General features: G+C 69.6%; 12 protein-coding genes and 2 pseudogenes. 8 read left to right on the forward strand and 6 right to left on the reverse strand.

The features are described from left to right. Window positions 1–16: 16 nt before the first annotated feature. Both ACIBF8_RS03615 and ACIBF8_RS03620 read right to left on the reverse strand, forming a co-directional pair. A pseudogene (locus ACIBF8_RS03615) lies at window positions 17–991 on the reverse strand (family 43 glycosylhydrolase); the annotation flags it as partial. Window positions 992–1,044: 53 nt separating this feature from the next. After that, window positions 1,045–2,070, reverse strand: a complete 1,026-nt coding sequence (locus tag ACIBF8_RS03620) for a LacI family DNA-binding transcriptional regulator (RefSeq protein WP_396780773.1) — start codon at window positions 2,068–2,070, stop codon at window positions 1,045–1,047. Window positions 2,071–2,443: 373 nt separating this feature from the next. Here ACIBF8_RS03620 and ACIBF8_RS03625 point away from each other — a divergent pair, with 373 nt between their 5' ends. From ACIBF8_RS03625 to ACIBF8_RS03660, 8 genes are all read left to right on the forward strand, one after another. After that, entirely contained in the window at window positions 2,444–3,799 is a 1,356-nt protein-coding gene (locus ACIBF8_RS03625) for an ABC transporter substrate-binding protein (RefSeq protein WP_396780774.1), read from the forward strand. Continuing rightward, a complete protein-coding gene (locus ACIBF8_RS03630) occupies window positions 3,796–4,749 on the forward strand; it encodes a carbohydrate ABC transporter permease (RefSeq protein WP_396780775.1) in 954 nt (317 codons plus the stop codon). The genes ACIBF8_RS03625 and ACIBF8_RS03630 overlap by 4 nt, the downstream gene beginning before the upstream one ends. Beyond that, window positions 4,746–5,570 carry a carbohydrate ABC transporter permease gene (locus ACIBF8_RS03635; RefSeq protein ID WP_396780776.1) on the forward strand — a complete coding sequence of 275 codons (825 nt, stop codon included), beginning with the start codon at window positions 4,746–4,748 and terminating at the stop codon, window positions 5,568–5,570. The genes ACIBF8_RS03630 and ACIBF8_RS03635 overlap by 4 nt, the downstream gene beginning before the upstream one ends. A 3-nt stretch (window positions 5,571–5,573) precedes the next feature. Continuing rightward, a complete protein-coding gene (locus ACIBF8_RS03640) occupies window positions 5,574–6,728 on the forward strand; it encodes a serine hydrolase domain-containing protein (protein ID WP_396780777.1) in 1,155 nt (384 codons plus the stop codon). 350 nt (window positions 6,729–7,078) lie between these two features. Further along, window positions 7,079–9,544 (forward strand): glycoside hydrolase 43 family protein, encoded by a 2,466-nt coding sequence (locus tag ACIBF8_RS03645; protein WP_396780778.1) that lies wholly within the window; start codon window positions 7,079–7,081, stop codon window positions 9,542–9,544. A gap of 202 nt (window positions 9,545–9,746) precedes the next feature. Then, entirely contained in the window at window positions 9,747–12,167 is a 2,421-nt protein-coding gene (locus ACIBF8_RS03650; RefSeq protein WP_396780779.1) for a family 43 glycosylhydrolase, read from the forward strand. A gap of 27 nt (window positions 12,168–12,194) precedes the next feature. Beyond that, window positions 12,195–12,827, forward strand: coding sequence for a hypothetical protein (locus tag ACIBF8_RS03655; protein ID WP_396780780.1), 633 nt, complete (start codon window positions 12,195–12,197; stop codon window positions 12,825–12,827). Between the two features lie 59 nt (window positions 12,828–12,886). Beyond that, window positions 12,887–13,966: a hypothetical protein gene (locus ACIBF8_RS03660; RefSeq protein ID WP_396780781.1), complete on the forward strand. Its 1,080-nt coding sequence runs from the start codon at window positions 12,887–12,889 to the stop codon at window positions 13,964–13,966. A gap of 141 nt (window positions 13,967–14,107) precedes the next feature. On the opposite strand, the gene ACIBF8_RS03665 is transcribed toward ACIBF8_RS03660, so the two are convergent. The 4 genes and pseudogenes from ACIBF8_RS03665 to ACIBF8_RS03680 form a co-directional block, all read right to left on the reverse strand. Further along, entirely contained in the window at window positions 14,108–15,418 is a 1,311-nt protein-coding gene (locus tag ACIBF8_RS03665; RefSeq protein ID WP_396780782.1) for a radical SAM protein, read from the reverse strand. A gap of 61 nt (window positions 15,419–15,479) precedes the next feature. After that, a complete protein-coding gene (sodN, locus tag ACIBF8_RS03670) occupies window positions 15,480–15,884 on the reverse strand; it encodes a superoxide dismutase, Ni (protein WP_396780783.1) in 405 nt (134 codons plus the stop codon). A gap of 114 nt (window positions 15,885–15,998) precedes the next feature. Then, window positions 15,999–16,582: pseudogene (locus ACIBF8_RS03675) on the reverse strand (inositol monophosphatase family protein). Between the two features lie 3 nt (window positions 16,583–16,585). Further along, window positions 16,586–17,137: a hypothetical protein gene (locus ACIBF8_RS03680; RefSeq protein WP_396780784.1), complete on the reverse strand. Its 552-nt coding sequence runs from the start codon at window positions 17,135–17,137 to the stop codon at window positions 16,586–16,588. Window positions 17,138–17,179: the final 42 nt, after the last annotated feature.

The following is a 17,179-nucleotide window of genomic DNA, read 5'->3' on the forward strand; positions in this document are numbered from 1 at the left end:
GCCCGGACCTGTGTGTTCACCGCCCGGCGCTCACCCTCGCCGGGTCCACGATCAACCCGGTCGCGGCCTCGTAGCGGACCGGGATGGGATCGGTGAGTTCCCCGACGAACGAGTCGTCGACGTGGTCGAGGAAACCGATGAGCGACCAGTCGTCGCCAGGGCCGGGGACCAGCCGGGGCGCGTACAGGTGCGGGTGGGTGAACGGCTGGGCGGACGCGACGTCCCACGGGCCGAGGGTGCTCTCGCCGCTCGCCACCCAGATCCGGTGGTCGTCGCGTCGAGCGCTGCCGCTGGCGTCGGTGGAGAAGAGCAGCAGCGGCTGCCCGTCGAGGACCGCGACCTGGGGCACCTCGAGGTGACCGAAGCCGGCCGGCGCCGACAGCGGCGGCCCGACGGTCCAGGTGACGAGGTCGGTGGAGGTGGCGTGACCGACGACGCCCCGGGTGTTCGCCGGCCCCGTGTTGGCGCGGGCGGTGATGAGCATGTGCCACCCCTTGCCGTCGGGGTCGGGAAACACCCACGGGTCACGCCACGCCTGCTCGTACCACAGGTCCTTGTCGAGCAGCTCGTACCAGGTGGGGTCGGCCTGGACGATCGGCTCGGTGCCGTGTCGGTGCCAGGTGGTCAGATCGTCGGAGACGGCCAGCCCGATGCGTTGCACGAGCCCGTCCTCGGCGCGACCGACCCCGGTGTAGTAGAGGTACCACCGTCCGTCCGGCCCGCGGACCGTGCAGCCGGTCCAGGTCGCCAGGTCGTCCCAACTGGGCGCGTCGGCGGGGACCACGGCGTCGGCGACCAGGCGCCACGAGCGCAGATCCGCCGAGACGGCGTGGCCGATCGTGGCCCGGCGGTGGCGGCGGTGCGGATCGTGCAGGGCGCGGGATGCGCGCAGGAAGAACACGTGCCAGAGGCCGTTGTCGTCGCGCGCGTACCAGCTGTCCCACACCCAGTGGTCGGGTAGACGAAGCATGGTCGGAAACCTAGCACTAAACCGTTTTAGCGTCGGTCACGGCCGGTTCGGTGGAAGCGCACGGGGGCTGGTGGTCAGCTGGCCGGAGGTGCCAGGGACCGGCGTCGGCGCAGGGGCATCGGAACCAGCGAAGGCGGGGTGGCGCCCCCGTCCAGGAGCAGTTCGACCGCGCGTCGTCCCATCTGCTCGTGCGGCAGTGCCGTGGTGGCCAGGCTGGGGCGCAGCCAGGCGGCGATCGGGTCGTCGTCGAACGAGATGACCGAGATGTCCTCCGGAACGGTCAGCCCCGCCTCGCCGAGCGCCTGGTAGGCGCCGAAGGCCAGCCGGTCGTTCATGCAGATGATCGCGCTGGGGCGCTTCGGCTTGCTCAGCAGGCTGCGCATGGCGGCGTAACCGTGCTCGGGCAACCATTCGGTGCAGAAGCACTCGGTCAGGAGGCTGACGCCGGCGTCGCCCAGCGTCTGCTGGATTCCGTGCAGCCGGGCCCGGGCGGCGAGCGAGACCTCGGGGTCGTCCTCCTTGAGCCGGTTACGGCCGATGAGCGCGATCGCGTCCCGGTGGCCAAGCTCCAGCAGGGCGGCGGCGACGGAGCGGCCGGCCCCCTCGTCGTCGGGGAGCACGCTGGGCAGGCCGTCGGGACTCGTGGCGTTGAGCAGCACCACCGGGCCGCCGAGGATGGCCGCCGGCACGGTCAGCCGGCGGGTCGCCATCGCCGCGTAGATCACCCCGTCGACCTGCCGGTCGAGAACGGCCTCGATGGCGTACTGCTCGAAGGTGGCGTCGCCCTGCGTCTCGGTGATGAGCAGGACGTGGTCCCGTTCGCGGGCCGCGTCGAGGGCGCCGCGGATGAGGTCGCCGGCGAACCGGGTGGTGGCCACGATGTCGGAGACGAACGCGATGGTGGCGGTCTTGCGGGTACGCAGGCTGCGCGCGGCGAGATTGGGCCGGTAGCCGAGTTCCTCGGCGGCGGCGAACACGCGCTGGTGCGCCTCGGCCGAGAGCCGGGTGCCCTCTCTGCCGTTGAGCACCATCGACGCGGCGGTCTTGGACAGCCCGGCCCTGCGCGCGACATCGGCGAGTGTTGCTCTGTTGCGGCCCATCAGTCCTCCGAATCAGGCGCGGTGCCACAGGCGCCGCTCCTGCCCATCATGATGCGTCGCCGTCGGGGATCCAGCGCCGGTCAGGTCGGGCGTGGTGTGAACCCGACGTTTCCGCACCGTTGCCAAGTTGTCCTTGACAGCTTCCCGTGCCACGCGCATGCTCTGCTAAATCAGTTTAGCGACCACTTCTGGTGCATCCAGAGGCGCCTTCGGTGGCCGTGCCGGGTTCCTTTTTGCTGACGGTACGGGTGCTGCGCCCGGGCGACTGGTCACGACGCACGTGTCGTGCCGCCACCCGGTCGCGGTGGTCCCGGTGGAGCCGTCGCGCGGCCCCTGTGCCGCGGGACGCGTGGAGATGTCAAGGAGTCATGAAATGGCAGAATTGCTGACAAAGCTTCCGCGACGGAGAACGGTGATCCTCGCGTCGCTGCTGGCGGTTGGGATGACCGCGACGGCGTGCAGCGCACCGGGGGAGGACCGGTCGTCGAACACGAAGCCGGACGCCGCCGTCAAGACCGAGCTGGGGACCGACCCGATCACCCTGGAGATGTACGCGGAGACCGGCTTCCCGCTGGCCAAGGCGCTGGCCGACGAGTTCTCCAAGCAGCACTCGAACGTCAAGTTCAACATCCGCGAGGACCAGTTCACGGTGATCGTGGAGAACGCGCCCCGGGTGATGGCCTCGGACAACTCGCCCGACATCATCCGACTCCCCACCATGGTCGACCTGGTCAAGGACGACCTGCTCAAGAACCTCGACCCGTACTTCACCGCGTACGGCTGGGACAAGTTCCCCGCCTCGCAGCTCGTGCAGCTGCGCGTCGGGGAGAACACCAGGGGCACCGGCTCGCTGTTCGGGATGGGGCTCGGCTACAGCGTCACCGGCGTGTTCTACAACAAGAAGCTGGCCAGCCAGATCGGCATGACCCAGCCGCCGGCCACGGTCGCCGAGTTCGAGCAGCTGCTGGCGAAGGCGAAGGCCGGCGGGGTCCAGCCGATCATGCAGTTCAACAAGAACACCGCGGGCATCAACTTCCCGCACCAGGCGCTGCAGAACCAGTTCGGTGACCCGACCCAGGTCGCGGACTGGATCTTCCAGAAGCCGGGGGCCACGTTCGACACCCCGGCCGCGCTGAAGGCCACCCAGACCATTCAGAAGTGGGCACAGGCCGGCTACTTCCCGAAGGACGCCAACGCCCTGGACTACGCGGGCATGGTGGGGGAGTTCCAGAAGGGCAACGGCCTGTTCATGTTCAACGGCGACTGGGAGTCGGCCAACCTCGACAAGGCGATGCCCGGCAACGTGGGCTTCTTCCTCTTCCCCACCGAGTCCCCCGGCGGCAAGCACGTGGCGATGTCCGCCCCCAACACCTTCGGTGTCTCCGCCAAGGCCAAGAACCCCGACGCCGCCGCGTTCTTCCTGAACTGGGTGCACACCAACGCCAAGGCTCGGGAAATCTCGGTGACGGTCGGCGGCTCCAGCCCCGGCGGTCCGAGCGACCTGCCGGTGCCGGCCGCGGCCCCGAACACCGTGCTCGCCGAGACCCTCAAGGCGTCGCAGCAGCTCGGCGCGGAGAACGGCGCGGTGGACTTCACCGCCAACGCGACCGGCGGCATCTTCGCCGCCGCGATCACGCCGGAGCTGCAGAAGCTGGTCGCCGGCCAGCAGACGCCCGAGGGGTACGTGAAGGCGGTCCAGGCCGAGTATCAGAAGGAACTGTCCCGATGACGTCTGCCCTCGGCAGCGCACCAACCGGGCGCGACGATCGTCGCGCCCGTCCGACCCCCACGCGGGCTCACCGGTTCCGGTGGGCCCGCGCGGCCGGGACCGGCTGGTTGTACGTCCTGCCCGCCCTGGTGATGTACGCGGTGTTCGTCCTGCGTCCGCTCGTCCTGACGCTGCAGTACTCGCTCTACGACTGGAACGGGATCGGGGTGGCCCGCTGGGTGGGCCTGGACAACTACCTCACCGTCTTCACCGACAGCGACCTGCTGAAAATCATCGGCAACGCGGTCGTCCTGATCGTCTTCTTCAGCTTCGTCCCCGTCGCGCTCGGGCTGTTGGTGGCGAGCATGGTCCGGCGGATCACGACCGGCGCGTTCGGCACGGTCGTCCGGACCATCCTGTTCCTGCCGCAGGTCATCCCCCTGGTGGCGGCGGGCATCGCCTGGAGCTGGTTGCTCTCGTCGAACGGTCTGGTCAACCAGGTGCTGCGCGCGGTCGGGCTGGGTGGCGTCGCCCGCGCGTGGCTCGGCGACTTCGACACGGCGCTGCCCGCCGTGGGTGTCATCGGGGCCTGGGTCCTGCTCGGCCTCTGCACGATTCTGCTGGTCACCGGCATGAGCAAGATCGATCCGGCGCTGTACGAGGCCGCCCGGCTGGACGGTGCCGGGCCGGTACGCGAGTTCCTCGCCGTGACCCTGCCCAGCCTGCGCCAGGAGATCGGGGTCTGCCTCACCGTGACGATCATCGCGGCCCTGGCGAGCTTCGACATCGTCTACATCTCCACCAGTGGTGGCCCCGGTCTCCAGACCACCGTGCCGGGCCTGGAGATCTATCGGCTGGCCTTCTCGCAGCGGCAGGTCGGGCTCGCCTCGGCGCTCGCCGTCGTACTCATGCTGCTGGTGCTGGCGTGTGTCCTGCCGATCCAGCGACTGACCCGAGGGGAGAAGCCGTGAACCTGAGCCGACGCGAACAGGTGACCGGCCGGATCTTCCTGATCGCCCTGATCCTCGTCACCCTGCTGCCGTTCGTGAGCATGCTCTCGGCGGCGTTGCAGCCGCGCGGCACCGTGCCCAACGGCCTTGAGTGGCCGTCCGACCCGCAGTGGGGGAACTTCGCCGACGCCTTCACCGCCGCCAACATGGGCGCCCTGCTGCGCTCCAGTCTGCTCATCGTGGCCGGTGTGGTGCCGGTGTCGGTGCTCATCGCGACCATGGCCGGCTTCGGGCTCGGTCAGCTGCGGGTGCCCGGCGGCCGACTCGTCTTCGGCCTGCTCCTGCTCGGGCTGACCCTGCCCTTCGAGGCCGTCGTCACCCCGCTGTACTACCAGATGCAGGATCTCGGCCTGCTCAACACCCGGTGGGCCATCATCCTGCCGCTGATCGGGCTGTACATGCCGTTCGCGGTGTTCTGGATGCGGGCGCACTTCACCAACGTGCCGGTCGAGCTGTCCGAGGCGGCCCGGGTGGACGGCAGCAGCACGTGGCAGTTGTTCTGGCGGGTCCAGGTGCCGCTCGCCCGGCCGGCGATCGCCTCACTGACGATCCTGATGTTCCTCTGGACGTGGAACCAGTTCCTGCTCGCCATCGTCCTCGTCGACGACGCCACCAAACGCACCATGGCCGGGGCGCTGGGCGCGTTCCAGGGCCAGTGGGGCACCGATCTGGTGCTGCTGTGTGCCGGGTCGCTGCTGATCCTCACGCCCACCCTCATCGTGTTTCTGATCTTCCAGCGACAGTTCATCAAGGCCCTGATCCAGGGGTCAGTGAAGGGGTAGGCAGTGGGCACACAACCGCAGATCCACGGCGACGTCGACGAACGCTACGGGCGCGTCGCCGACGTCTTCCGCGACAACTTCACCTCCCGGGGTGAGGTCGGCGCCGCAGTCACCGTCTACGTGCGGGGCCGCAAGGTCGTCGACCTGTACGGCGGGGTGGCCGACACCCGTACCGGCCGGCCCTGGGGCGTGCACACGCCGGTCGTCGTCTTCTCCTGCACCAAGGGAATCCTGGCGATCTGCGCCTATCTGCTGGTCCAACAGGGTCGGCTCGACCTCGACGCCCCGGTGACGCGCTACTGGCCGGAGTTCGGGCAGCACGGCAAGGCGCAGATGCCGGTGCGTTGGCTGCTCACGCACCAGGCCGGTCTGCCCGCGGTGGACCGGGCCCTGACCCTCGACGAGGTCCTGGCCTGGGACCCGGTCATCAAGGCGATCGAGGCACAGGCCCCGTTGTGGGAGCCGGGCACCGCGCACGGCTACCACTCGATGACCTACGGCTGGCTGGTCGGGGAGGTGATCCACCGCATCACCGGCCAACTACCCGGCGCGTTCTTCGCCGACGCCATCGCGGCACCGCTCGGCCTGCACACCTGGCTCGGGCTGTCCGCCGCCGAGAGTGACACCGTCGCCTGGAACCTGGCGCCGCCGCCGGACCCCGAGCCGTTCGTGGACCCGGTCGCCGAACGGGGCATCACCATGGGGGGCGCCTTCGCCTTCCCCGCCGACGCCGACGGCCTGGTGAGCTTCAACGACCAGACCATCCGGGCGGCCGGCGTTCCCGGCGCGGGCGCGGTGAGCACCGCCGACGGTCTCGCGCGCCTCTACGCGGCCTGCGTATCCGACCTCCGGGGTGGGCCGCTGCTCACACCCGCGTCAGTGGACGACGCGGTCGTCGTACGGTCGCGTGGCCAGCAGCGGCACGGCCCACCGGACACCGGGCAGCGCTGGGGGACCGGCTTCCTGCTGCACTCGCCACCGGCCCGGCCGTTGCTGGGTGAGCGCAGCTTCGGCCACGACGGCGCGGGCGGCAACCTGGCCTTCGCCGACGCCGAGCATCGGGTGGGCTTCGGCTACGTGGTCAACCAGATGCGTGGGATGGGCGACGAGCGCGCCAACCGGCTCACCGCCGCGGTCCGCTCCTGCCTCCAAGCCTGAGGCGGACCGGACCAGTACGGCCTCGGTGATCATGAAGTTATTGCCCTGACACGCCGTGGTCGGTGGCAACAACTTCATGATCACCGGGGCCGGGGCCGGGGCCGGGGCCGGGGCCGGGGCCGGGGCCGGGGCCGGGGCGCGGGCCGGGGCCGGGGCGGGTGGCGGTGGGGCGGGCTGTCCACTGTGGAGGGTGGGTGGTGTTACGGGGATACTTCGGGCACGTTTCATCGATAGTCTTGACAGGCGTTGTTAGCGATAACACGATGGCCTTCACGCCGCTCTCGCGTTTGGAGCTCGCCTTGGTCGTGCCGATCCGCTCGCGTGTCCTGAACTCCGCCCGCACATCTGCTGTGAACAGCCTGAACGCCGCCACCCGCCACGCCGTGCATGCGTTGACCCGGCTGGCGTCCACAGTGCGCTCCCGTCGTTTTCGTCCACTGTGCGCGCTCGCATCCGTCGCCGTCCTCGTCGGTGCGGGCCTGGTGACCGGCCCCGCCGTCGCGCACGGTGCCGACGGGTGGTCGCCCCGGTCGTCGTACACGTCGACCGACACCGGTGCCGGCACCTACTCGGTGCCGCTGCTCAACGCCGACGTGCCGGACATCAGCGTGGAACGCGTACCGGCCGCCGAGAACGACGAGGGTCGCGACGTCTATTACATGATCAGCACGACGATGCACCTGAGCCCGGGCGCGCCGATCATGAAGTCGTACGACCTGGTCAACTGGGAGATCGTCAACTACGTCTTCGACCGGGCGAGCATCGGCGACGCCTTCTCGCTGCGCAACGGCCAGAACTCGTACGGCCAGGGCCAGTGGGCGTCGTCGCTGCGCTACCACGACGGCATGTTCTACGTCGCCTTCAACACCAACAACCTCAACGGGGCGTACCTCTACCGCACCGACGACATCGAGAACGGCACCTGGCAGCGCACCGCGCTCGGTCGTAGCCTGCACGACCCGTCGCTCTTCTTCGACGTCGACGGCACCCCGTACATCTTCTACGGCTCCGGCGGCACCAGCGCCGTACGCCTCAACGCCGACCTGACGGCCATCGCGCAGGACTACCCGAACATCTTCACGGCGAGCAACTACGCCGGGCAGCCGTTCATCGGCGGCCTGTTCGAGGGCGCCCAGTTCTACTACATCGACGGTTGGTACTACGCCGTCATCATCACCTGGCCGTCCGGGCAGGGGCGCCAGGTCGTCATGTTCCGGTCGAAGGACCTGCTCGGCCGCTACACGTCGGCCGGTGGTGTCAACACCTACGAGGCGCGCGGAGTGCTCAACTCCAACGGCTTCGCGCAGGGCAGCCTGGTGCCGATCAGCCGCGCGGGAGGCGGGACCGACTGGTACGGCATGTTCTTCCGGGACACCTTCCCGATCGGCCGGATCCCGGCGCTCATCCCCGCCACCTGGCAGAACGGGTGGCCGACCTTCGGCACAGGCGGGGTCGTGCCGGTCAACGGCCTGTTCGACAAGCCGATCCGGCTCAGCCCGGCCGAGGAGGCGTTCGAGCGGCAGAAGAGCATCGTCGCCTCGGACGACTTCGCCAACGACGCGCCGCACAAGGCGTACCAGGACGAGCAGTGGACCGTGCCGGCACCGCTCGACCCGGCGGAGATTGCCCCCAACGGATCGCGGCTGGATCTGGCGTGGGAGTGGAACCACGGCCCGGACAACCGGTACTGGTCGCTCACCGACCGCGACGGCTGGTTGCGGTTGACCGCCGGCAAGGTCGTCACCGGCCAGTACGTCTACACGAAGCTGTCCAACCGGGCCGAGCTGGCGTGGTTCGAGGAGGCCCGCAACACGCTCTCGCAGCGGACGTTCGGGCCACGGCAGTCGGTGCAGACCCGGATGGACATCTCCGGGATGCGCAACGGCGACGTCGCGGGCCTGGCGGCCTACAACCGTGGGTTCTCCTACGTCGCGGTGAAGCGCGTCGACGGTGCCAACACCCTCGGCGTCGTGAACCGGTCGCAGCCGTTCGCGGTCGACCTCGACCAGTCGACGCTGGAGACGTTCGTGGCGGGCACGACGGTGTCGCTGGGCGCCGCGACCGAGGTGCACGTGAAGGCGGACCTCGACTTCTCCTCGCCGGTCGGCCAACTGTGGACGACGTTCTACTACAGCCTGGACGGGATCCAGTGGACCCGGCTCGGCAACCGGGTCGGCCCGCAGGCGCTCGACGGCAGCCTTGCGCACTTCATGGGCCACCGGGTGGGTCTGTTCAACTACGCGACCCAGGAGAGCGGCGGCCACGTCGACTTCGACGACTACCTGCTCAGTGACGTGTTGACCGCGCAGGGCCGGCCGCTGGACACCACCGCCCTCGACGCGGCCATCGCCCACGCGCAGGCGCTCGACGCGCGCCACTACCCGGCGGACGCCTGGGCCGCGACGCAGTCCGCGCTCGCGGCGGCGACGTCGGCACGGGCCGGCCAGTTCGGCACCCAGAACCAGATCGACGCGCCGGAGCGGGCGCTCAGCTACCAGTTGGCCCGACTCGGAGTGCTGGCGGCGCTGCCCGTGACGGCCACCGCCCAGGTGCGCTGCCTGGGTGGCAAGGCGTACGTGGCGGTGCAGGCGCGCAACGACTCGACCGAGCCGGTCGAGATCACCGTGGAAACCGCGTACGGGAACCGGTCGTTCGCGGCCGTCCCGCCGGGGGCGAGCGTCTACCAGTCGTTCAACACCCGTGCGGCGTCGGTGGCGGCCGGCTCGGCCACCGTCCGGGTCACCGGGACGGTCGCCGGCCGGGACGTGACCACGGTACGCACCGCATCGCACCCCGCCAGCGCCTGCGGCGGATAACCCCACCACGAGCCCTCGGCTCACCGACCAGTACCACCGGCGCCCGGTCGGGCGGCGCGGAGCAGCGGGGCTGTCCCGCGCCGCCGGCCCCGGTCGGACCGGTGGCGACGGTCGGCCCCTGATGTCCGGACCACCCACGGAAGCACACCACCGATCCCCCGTACACCGATGACCGCACGTCAGAGATGAAGGAGGATGTCTCGTGGAACACCGAATGCGACGGGCGACCCGAGGACGGGTCGCGGCGGTCGCCACAGTCGGCCTGATGCTGGCCACCGGATTCGTCACCGGGGCGGCACCCGTCCAGGCCGCCGACACGAATCTCGTCGTCAACGGCGGGTTTGAGGACGGCCTGACCAACTGGTTCGTCAACAACGGAAACGCCGCCGACAGCGCCCAGTTGTCGGCCACCTCGGACGCCTTCTCCGGCGCGAACGCGGCGCTGGTCACCAGCCGTACGACCACCGGATCCGGGCCGATGCAGGACCTCAGCGGCAAGGTGCAGGCGGGTCAGGCGTACACCCTCACGGCCCGCATCAAGTACGAGAACGCGAGCGGACCGGCCACGAAGCAGTTCTTCGCCACCATGCACTACGGCGGTGGCACCTACACCAACCTCGTCAGCGTGACCGCGACGAAGGGCCAGTGGGCGCAGTTCAACGGGACGTTCACGATTCCGGCCGGGCAGAGCGTGTCGACGGCGCGCCTGTTCTTCGAGACCCCCTGGACCAGCACGCCGTCCACGGACCCGGCTCTGCACCTCATGGACTTCAAGCTCGACGACGTGTCGGTGGTCGGCGCCGCGCCGCCCCCACCGGCGTCGAAGACCATCGAGGTGGTCGGCAAACTGCCCGGGGAGCACAACCCGTTGATCGGGCACAAGTTCGGTGCTGACGGTTTCGGCTTCGTGCACGACGGCCGGGTCTACATGTACCTGACCAACGACACTCAGGGGTACGCCCCGAACCCCACCACGGGCGTCTCGCCGGGGATCAACTACGGCGACATCAACCAGATCACGGTGATCTCCTCGGAGGACCTCGTGAACTGGACGGACCACGGTGAGATCCAGGTCGCCGGTCCGAACGGGGTGGCGCCGTTCACCGCCAACTCGTGGGCGCCGGGCATCACCAAGAAGGTGGTGAACGGTGTGGAGAAGTTCTTCCTCTACTACGCCAACGGCGGTGGCTCCAGCAATGTGATCACGGGTGCGTCGCCGCTCGGCCCGTGGACCAGCGAGCGCACCAGCACGCTGATCAATGGCAGCACCCCGGGTGCCGAGGACGTCGCGTGGAAGTTCGACCCGGCTCCGTTCGTGGATGACGACGGCCAGCCGTACCTCTACTTCGGTGGTGGTCCGGCGTCGACGAGCATGCCGCCGGCCGAGCGCTTCAACAACCCGAAGAACCTCCGGGCGATCGAACTCGCCGACACCATGGTGGCGACCGAGGGGACGGCGGCGGTGGTCGACGCCCCGGTCGCCTTCGAAGCGGGTCACGTCTTCAAGCGCGAGGGCAGGTACTACTTCTCGTACTCCTCGCACTTCGGCGGGAACGACTTCGGCGGCAGCCAGCAGCCGCTGCCCGGCTACCCCGGGGGTGGTCAGATCGGCTACATGATCTCCGACGACCCGATGTCGTGGCCGAAGGAGACCTACGCCGGCGTGCTCTTCCCGAACCAGTCGCAGTTCTTCGGGGCCGGCACCGGTGGCAACAACCACCAGTCGGTGTTCGAGTTCGGGGGCAAGTACTACTTCACCTACCACGCCCCGACGCTGAACAAGCGCATCAACGGCAACACCACCCAGGGGTACCGCAGCCCGCACATCCAGGAACTGACGTTCAATCCGGACGGCACGATCCAGCAGGTCGTCGGCACCTACGCCGGCGTGGACCAGGTCCGCGACTTCGACCCGTACCGGGTCTTCGAGGCCGAGACCTTCGGCTGGAGCAAGGGTGTCGCGACCACGAAGGTCGACGGCAGTTCCGCCCAGTTCGGTGGCGCGGCGCCGAACCTGGTGGTCCGCGACATCGACAACGGCGACTGGACGGCGCTGTCGTCGGTGAACTTCGGCGACACCGGCGCGCAGAGCCTGACGGCGCGGGTGCGTGCGCTCGCCGCTGGTGGGCAGGTCCAGGTCCGGTTGGACGACGTCAACGGCCCCGTCGTCGGCACGGTCGCGGTGGACACGCCGGTCGGCCAGTGGGCCGAGGTGACCGCCCAGCTTGCGGGCGTCAGCGGCGTGCACGACGTCTACTTCACCTACACCGGCCCGGCTGGCGTCGACCTCTTCGAGATCGACAACTGGGCCTTCCAGGCGGCCACCGTCGACCTACCGGTCACCGTCACCGCATCCACGCGCTGCGTGGGTGGCAAGGCGTACGTGGCGGTGCAGGCCCGTAACGACCATGACGCGCCGGTGGGAATCACCCTGGAGACGCCGTACGGCGAGCGGTCGTTCGCGGTTGTCGCGCCGGGCGCGAGCGCCTACCAGTCGTTCAACAGCCGGGCCGCGTCCGTGCCGGCGGGTTCGGCGACGGTCCGGGTGACCGGGGCCATCGGCGGGCGGGACGTGACGACCGTCCGCACCGTGCAACACCCCGCCGGCACCTGCGGCGGATAACCCCTTCACGCGGAGAACGGAGATCACATGAACACATACAAACGACGGCAACTGCTCGCGGCCTGTGCGGCCGGCGCCGTCCTGACCGGAGCGGCGGTCCTGCCGTCGCCCGCCCTGGCCGAGCCCGGTGACGACGCCAGCGTGCGGGTCACTGTCGACATCGACGAGATCAGGGAACCGGGCGTGCTCGCCCTGTCGATCGCCGGCGACTCCGTCGCGCTGTCCGAGGACGGCTCGACCCTGCTGGTTCGCCAGTTCGTCGGTACGCTGCCGACGGTGACGGTCACCGACACCCGGGTCGCCGACGAGGTGCCCGACGGCGCCAGCTGGGCGGTGCTCGGCAGCGCGACCGACTTCGCGGGCGCCGCCGGCCAGGCGCCGATCACCGCCGACCACTTCGGCTGGAAGCCACGCCTGCTCGACGGCGGGGAGACCGGCCTGGTCACCGAGGGCGAGGAGGTGGTGACCAGCATGGACGAGCCAACCCAGCCGGGCAACAACGTCGGCCTCGTCGACCAGGAACTGCTGGTCTCGGCCTTCGACTCGGAGGCCGTCGTCAGCGGCTCGTACTCGGTCAACGCCGACCTGTATCTGCGGACCCCCGTGGAGGTCGCCGCCGGCGAGTACAGCTCCACGCTCACGCTGTCACTGTTCGAGTAGTGGCCTGGGCGGGGGCCCGGATTGGGCCCCCGCCCAGCCCCGTGCCGAAGGGCCGCCTCATGACCGTCACCCCGCTGCGCCGGGCGCTCGTCGTCCTCGCCGTCGCGTTCCTCACGGTTGCGTCCGCGCCGACCGCGGCGGCTGCGGAACCGGACCCGAAGGCCCTGACCTGGACGGTCCAACCGGCCACCGCGAACGGCCCGGACCAGCGCCGGTGGATCAACGCCAGCCTCGACCCGGGGCAGGCCGTGACCGAACACCTGGCGGTACGGAACTTCAGTCGCACCGCTGTCGCCTTCTCGCTGAAGGCGGCCGACGGCTACCTCACCGACAAGGGCCGCTTCAACATGCTCTCCTCCGACCGGCCCTCGGTCGACGGCGGCACCTGGATCGACGTGCAGGAGAAGGTCACCGTCGGCCCCAACGAGACGAGGGTGGTGCCGTTCACGATCACGGTGCCCAGAAGCGCCACACCGGGCGACCACCCGGCCGGCATCGCCGCGACCGTCACCAGCACCGGAGGCACGGTCAACGTCGAGAGCCGAGTCGGGTTCCGGGTCATGGTGCGGGTCAACGGCGACGCGCGGGCGGCCCTGGCCGTCCGGGGCCTCGCCGCGACGTACTCGCCGTCGTGGAATCCCTTCGCCGGTGGCACGGTGCGGGTCCGCTACACCGTGGAGAACGACGGCAACGTCTGGGTCAGCGGCACGAGTCGGGTGGCGATGTCCGATCTTCTCGGCCGGACCAGCCACGACGCCACCAGCGCCGTCGAGGAGTTGCTTCCCGGCGGTAGTCGGACGGTGCAGACCCGGGTCGAGGGGGTCTGGGCCCTGGGACGCCTACGGACGACCGTCACCACGTCGCCGGCCCTGCTCGGTGACGGTCCGGCCGGGGCGGACCTCCGACCGGTCTCCGCCACCGTCACCACCTGGATCGTCCCGTGGGCACAGCTCGCACTGCTGGGTCTGCTCGCCGTACTGCTTCTCGGCCTGCGGGCGGCGGCCCGGCACCGCCGGCGTCGGCTGGCCGGGCTGCTCGCCCGCGCCCGGCAGGAGGGCCGGCAGGAGGGCCAGGAGTCCGTGCTCGTCGGGGGTACGCCCGCCGGTGGCGAGCCGGACCCGGGCGACGCGCACCGCTGACCCCACCACGCGACGAGATCGCGCTGCCGGATCGTTCGGCAGGTCCGCGATGCACACCAAACGAATGGAAGGTCGTACGCGAGCTAGTGGAGCGCGCGGGCGGGAACGGCATGGTGTGCCGCTCCCGTCCGCGAACGTCCGTCACGAATCCGTGGACGGCAGGGTGTCCATGAAGGAGCTGACCGAGAAGACCGCTCGCCCCGGTCCGGCGGGACCGTAGCCGGGTGGGCTGGACAGGCCGTGGGCGTCCATGGTCGCCCGGTAGACCTCCAGCAGGCGGACGTGGTATTCGAGCGGCGCACCCTGCGGGTTCGTCCGGCCGAGCGGCGTGGTGGGCTCCGGGCACCAGGTGGTGAACCGGGGCGTGATGCCTCGGGACATGAAGTAGTCGAGCCCCTCGGCGGTGGAGTCGATCGCCTCGTCCACGCTCGTGAAGCCGTGCGGGGCGGCCATCTCGACGCCCGCCACGAAGTTCGGGATCACGTTACGCGGGCCGAACACCTCGGCGGAGTCGAGGATGCGGCGGTGCCACTCCTCCCGGCCGACGTACCGCTCCTTGCCCGGGCAGTACAACTCGAACAGCCGTTTGTCCCACACCTCGTAGTTGGGGTGGTAGATGCGGATCCCGTAGTCGTGGAACCGCTGCACGTCGGCTCGGGGCAGCGCCTGGGCGACGACCTTGCCGATCCACCGCCCCGGGAACCGCTCCTCGATGGCCTGCGCGTACTGCCCGTAGAAGTCCGCCTCGGCCAGCCCGTTGACCTGCGAGGTGATGCTGCCGCCGGTCAGCGTGTACGCCTGCGACGCACGGTCGGTGTCGTACCGGTCGATGATCTCCAGGGCTTCCAGGACCTCGTCCACGGGTTTGACCCCGGTGTAGGGCCGACCAGCCTGCTTGTGCTGCCGCCAGTTGTGGTTGATGTCGCAGTACTGGCACTCCTCCTTGGCGCCGAAGTACTGACAGACCCGGAACGCGGTCAGGTAGATGAGGTATCCCCACTGGATCGTCGGGGCCACCTCCATCACCGACTTGCCGTTGGCGAGCGTGTGGCGGTAGTACGCCGGCATCGGCGGCAGCCCGACCTCGGCGATCGGCCGTCCGTCCAGGAACAGGCGCAGTCGACCGTCGCTGTCGGTGCCGACGCGGTACGGCGAGCTGGGGTTGATGCGGACCGAGACGACGGTACGACGCAGCTCGTACGGGCCCCCGGTGAGCACGATCTCCTCCGGTGGCCGGCGTAGCGCGGCCGTTCCCAGCTCCGGCAGCGTCCGGTGGTCGAAGGAGAAGATGAAGTACGACTTCGGCTTGACGGTGCCGTTCTCGTTGTCGGTCAGTGCCGCGTCGTCGAAGGCGAGTCCGCCGCGGAGCAGGTCCTCTTTGAGGACGGCCTCTCGCGGTACGTGTGGGAAACGGCCCATCAACTCTTCGATGAGGTCGGTGCGCGACGCCATGCGGTTCCTCCCGAACGTGGTACGCCGAACCGGGTGGCCCGCGCCACCCGGTTGCGGCTGGTCAGCTCTGCTTGGTCTCCCAGAAGATCTTCGAGATCTCGTCGATCTTCAGGAGGAGCTGCTCGGCGACCGCCGGGTCCGCGGTTCCCTTCGCGCCGCCGGCACCCGCCAGCTTGGTCGCCTCGTTGAAGAGGCCGTGCAGCTGGGGGTACTTCTCGAAGTGTGGCGCCTTGAAGTAGTCGGTCCACAGCACCCAGAGGTGGTGCTTGACCAGCTCGGCTCGCTGCTCCTTGATGAGCAGGGAACGAGTGCGGAACTCCGGATCGTCGCTGGCCTGGTACTTCTCGGAGATCGCCTTGATCGACTCGGCCTCGATTCGGGCCTGGGCCGGGTCGTAGACGCCGCAGGGCAGGTCGCAGTGGGCGCTCGCGACGGTCCGCGGGCGGAGCAGGCGGGAAAGGTACATCAGAATCCCTTCGACGGTCGTGCTCGGGTGACGTACGTCCGGACGCGGAGGCCCTGACGTGATCATCTAGGGACGCTAGAACCTCAACCGCACTTCATGTCAAGGTCGAGTCGATCACGAGCGCTGTCTCCGGATGAGGGTCAGCAGGGCGGCGTGTGTCTGCTCGTCGGCGGCCACGACGAGACCATTTCCACCGGTGTGCAGCGGTTCGCCGTCGAGCCCGGTGACCACGCAACCGGCTGCTTGGCAGAGAACGACTCGGCCGACGGGACAAGTCGCTCGTCCGTGCCAGCGCAGCGGACGTACGCGGCACTGCCGTCGGTCCAGAACACCTCACCGCTGAACGGGTCCGCCGACGCGGCCACGGCGCTGCCCGCCCCGGTGTGCAGCGCGACGTTGACTGAGACCAGCATGGTGCGGGCGGCGTAGTTCAACGTGCCGCACAGGGGGTCGACCAGCCAGGTGCGTCCGTTGTCGCCCGTGCCCGTGTGCCCGCTCTCCTCACCCAGCACGGCGTCGTGCGGACGCTCCCGGCGCAGGACGTCGAGGATGGCCTTCTCTGCCTCGATGTCGGCGGTGGTGGCGAAGTCGTTTCCGATCTTCCCGAAGCGGGTCAGCGGCGACCCGTATCGAGCGCGGACGACCACGGCTCCCGCCTCCGCAGCCGCGACGGCCAAGGCATGATCTGTTATTGGCACTCGTCACTCCGACAGTTCGGTGATCGTGAACTGACTGACCACCGCCGTCATGATCATCGGGGCGTCACCGTCGCACTGGTTGACCGAGACCGCGACCCACCGACCTTCGGCCGCAGTCGGGCCCCAGACCGTGAGGTCGCCGTAGCAGTCCATGTCGGACAGAGATTGGAACAGCGCCGGCATCGGTGTGCCGGCCTGCTTCCGGAACAGCGGTACCCGCATGGAGACCTTGCGGTGCGGGCCCCACCGGCGGTCCAACTCGCCGACGACGAGGGCCAGGTTCGCCATCGCGGCATCCTCGGCCTCGTTCCACTCGATGCCGTACACACCCGTGAGGTCTTCGCCCTCCCAGATCGGAATGATCCGAAAGCCCGCCCCGCGGGTGCCGGTCCACTCCCCGGACGCCGGAACTCCCTCCCGGACCGGGGCGCCGTCCCTGGGTAGGTCCTCGGCGAGCAACGTCTCGACGTCGGACACCGCCCGACCGGTGTCGAACGCCTGACCGGCCCGGGCCGTCACCGGGCTACTCGGGTCGCCGCTGGTGGCCTGCGCCACATCGTTCGCACGGTGCCTCCCTCGGTCGCCGGCCCCGATCAT

It is taken from the genome of Micromonospora sp. NPDC050276, from assembly GCF_044459545.1.
Classification (GTDB): Bacteria; Actinomycetota; Actinomycetes; order Mycobacteriales; family Micromonosporaceae; genus Micromonospora.

Coding starts and splice junctions, on each gene's coding strand:
- ACIBF8_RS03620 (WP_396780773.1), bottom strand. CDS start 2,070: ATGGGCCGCAACAGAGCAACACTCGCCGATGTCGCGCGCAGGGCCGGG.
- ACIBF8_RS03630 (WP_396780775.1), top strand. CDS start 3,796: ATGACGTCTGCCCTCGGCAGCGCACCAACCGGGCGCGACGATCGTCGC.
- ACIBF8_RS03655 (WP_396780780.1), top strand. CDS start 12,195: ATGAACACATACAAACGACGGCAACTGCTCGCGGCCTGTGCGGCCGGC.
- sodN (WP_396780783.1), bottom strand. CDS start 15,884: ATGTACCTTTCCCGCCTGCTCCGCCCGCGGACCGTCGCGAGCGCCCAC.
- ACIBF8_RS03665 (WP_396780782.1), bottom strand. CDS start 15,418: ATGGCGTCGCGCACCGACCTCATCGAAGAGTTGATGGGCCGTTTCCCA.
- ACIBF8_RS03625 (WP_396780774.1), top strand. CDS start 2,444: ATGGCAGAATTGCTGACAAAGCTTCCGCGACGGAGAACGGTGATCCTC.
- ACIBF8_RS03660 (WP_396780781.1), top strand. CDS start 12,887: ATGACCGTCACCCCGCTGCGCCGGGCGCTCGTCGTCCTCGCCGTCGCG.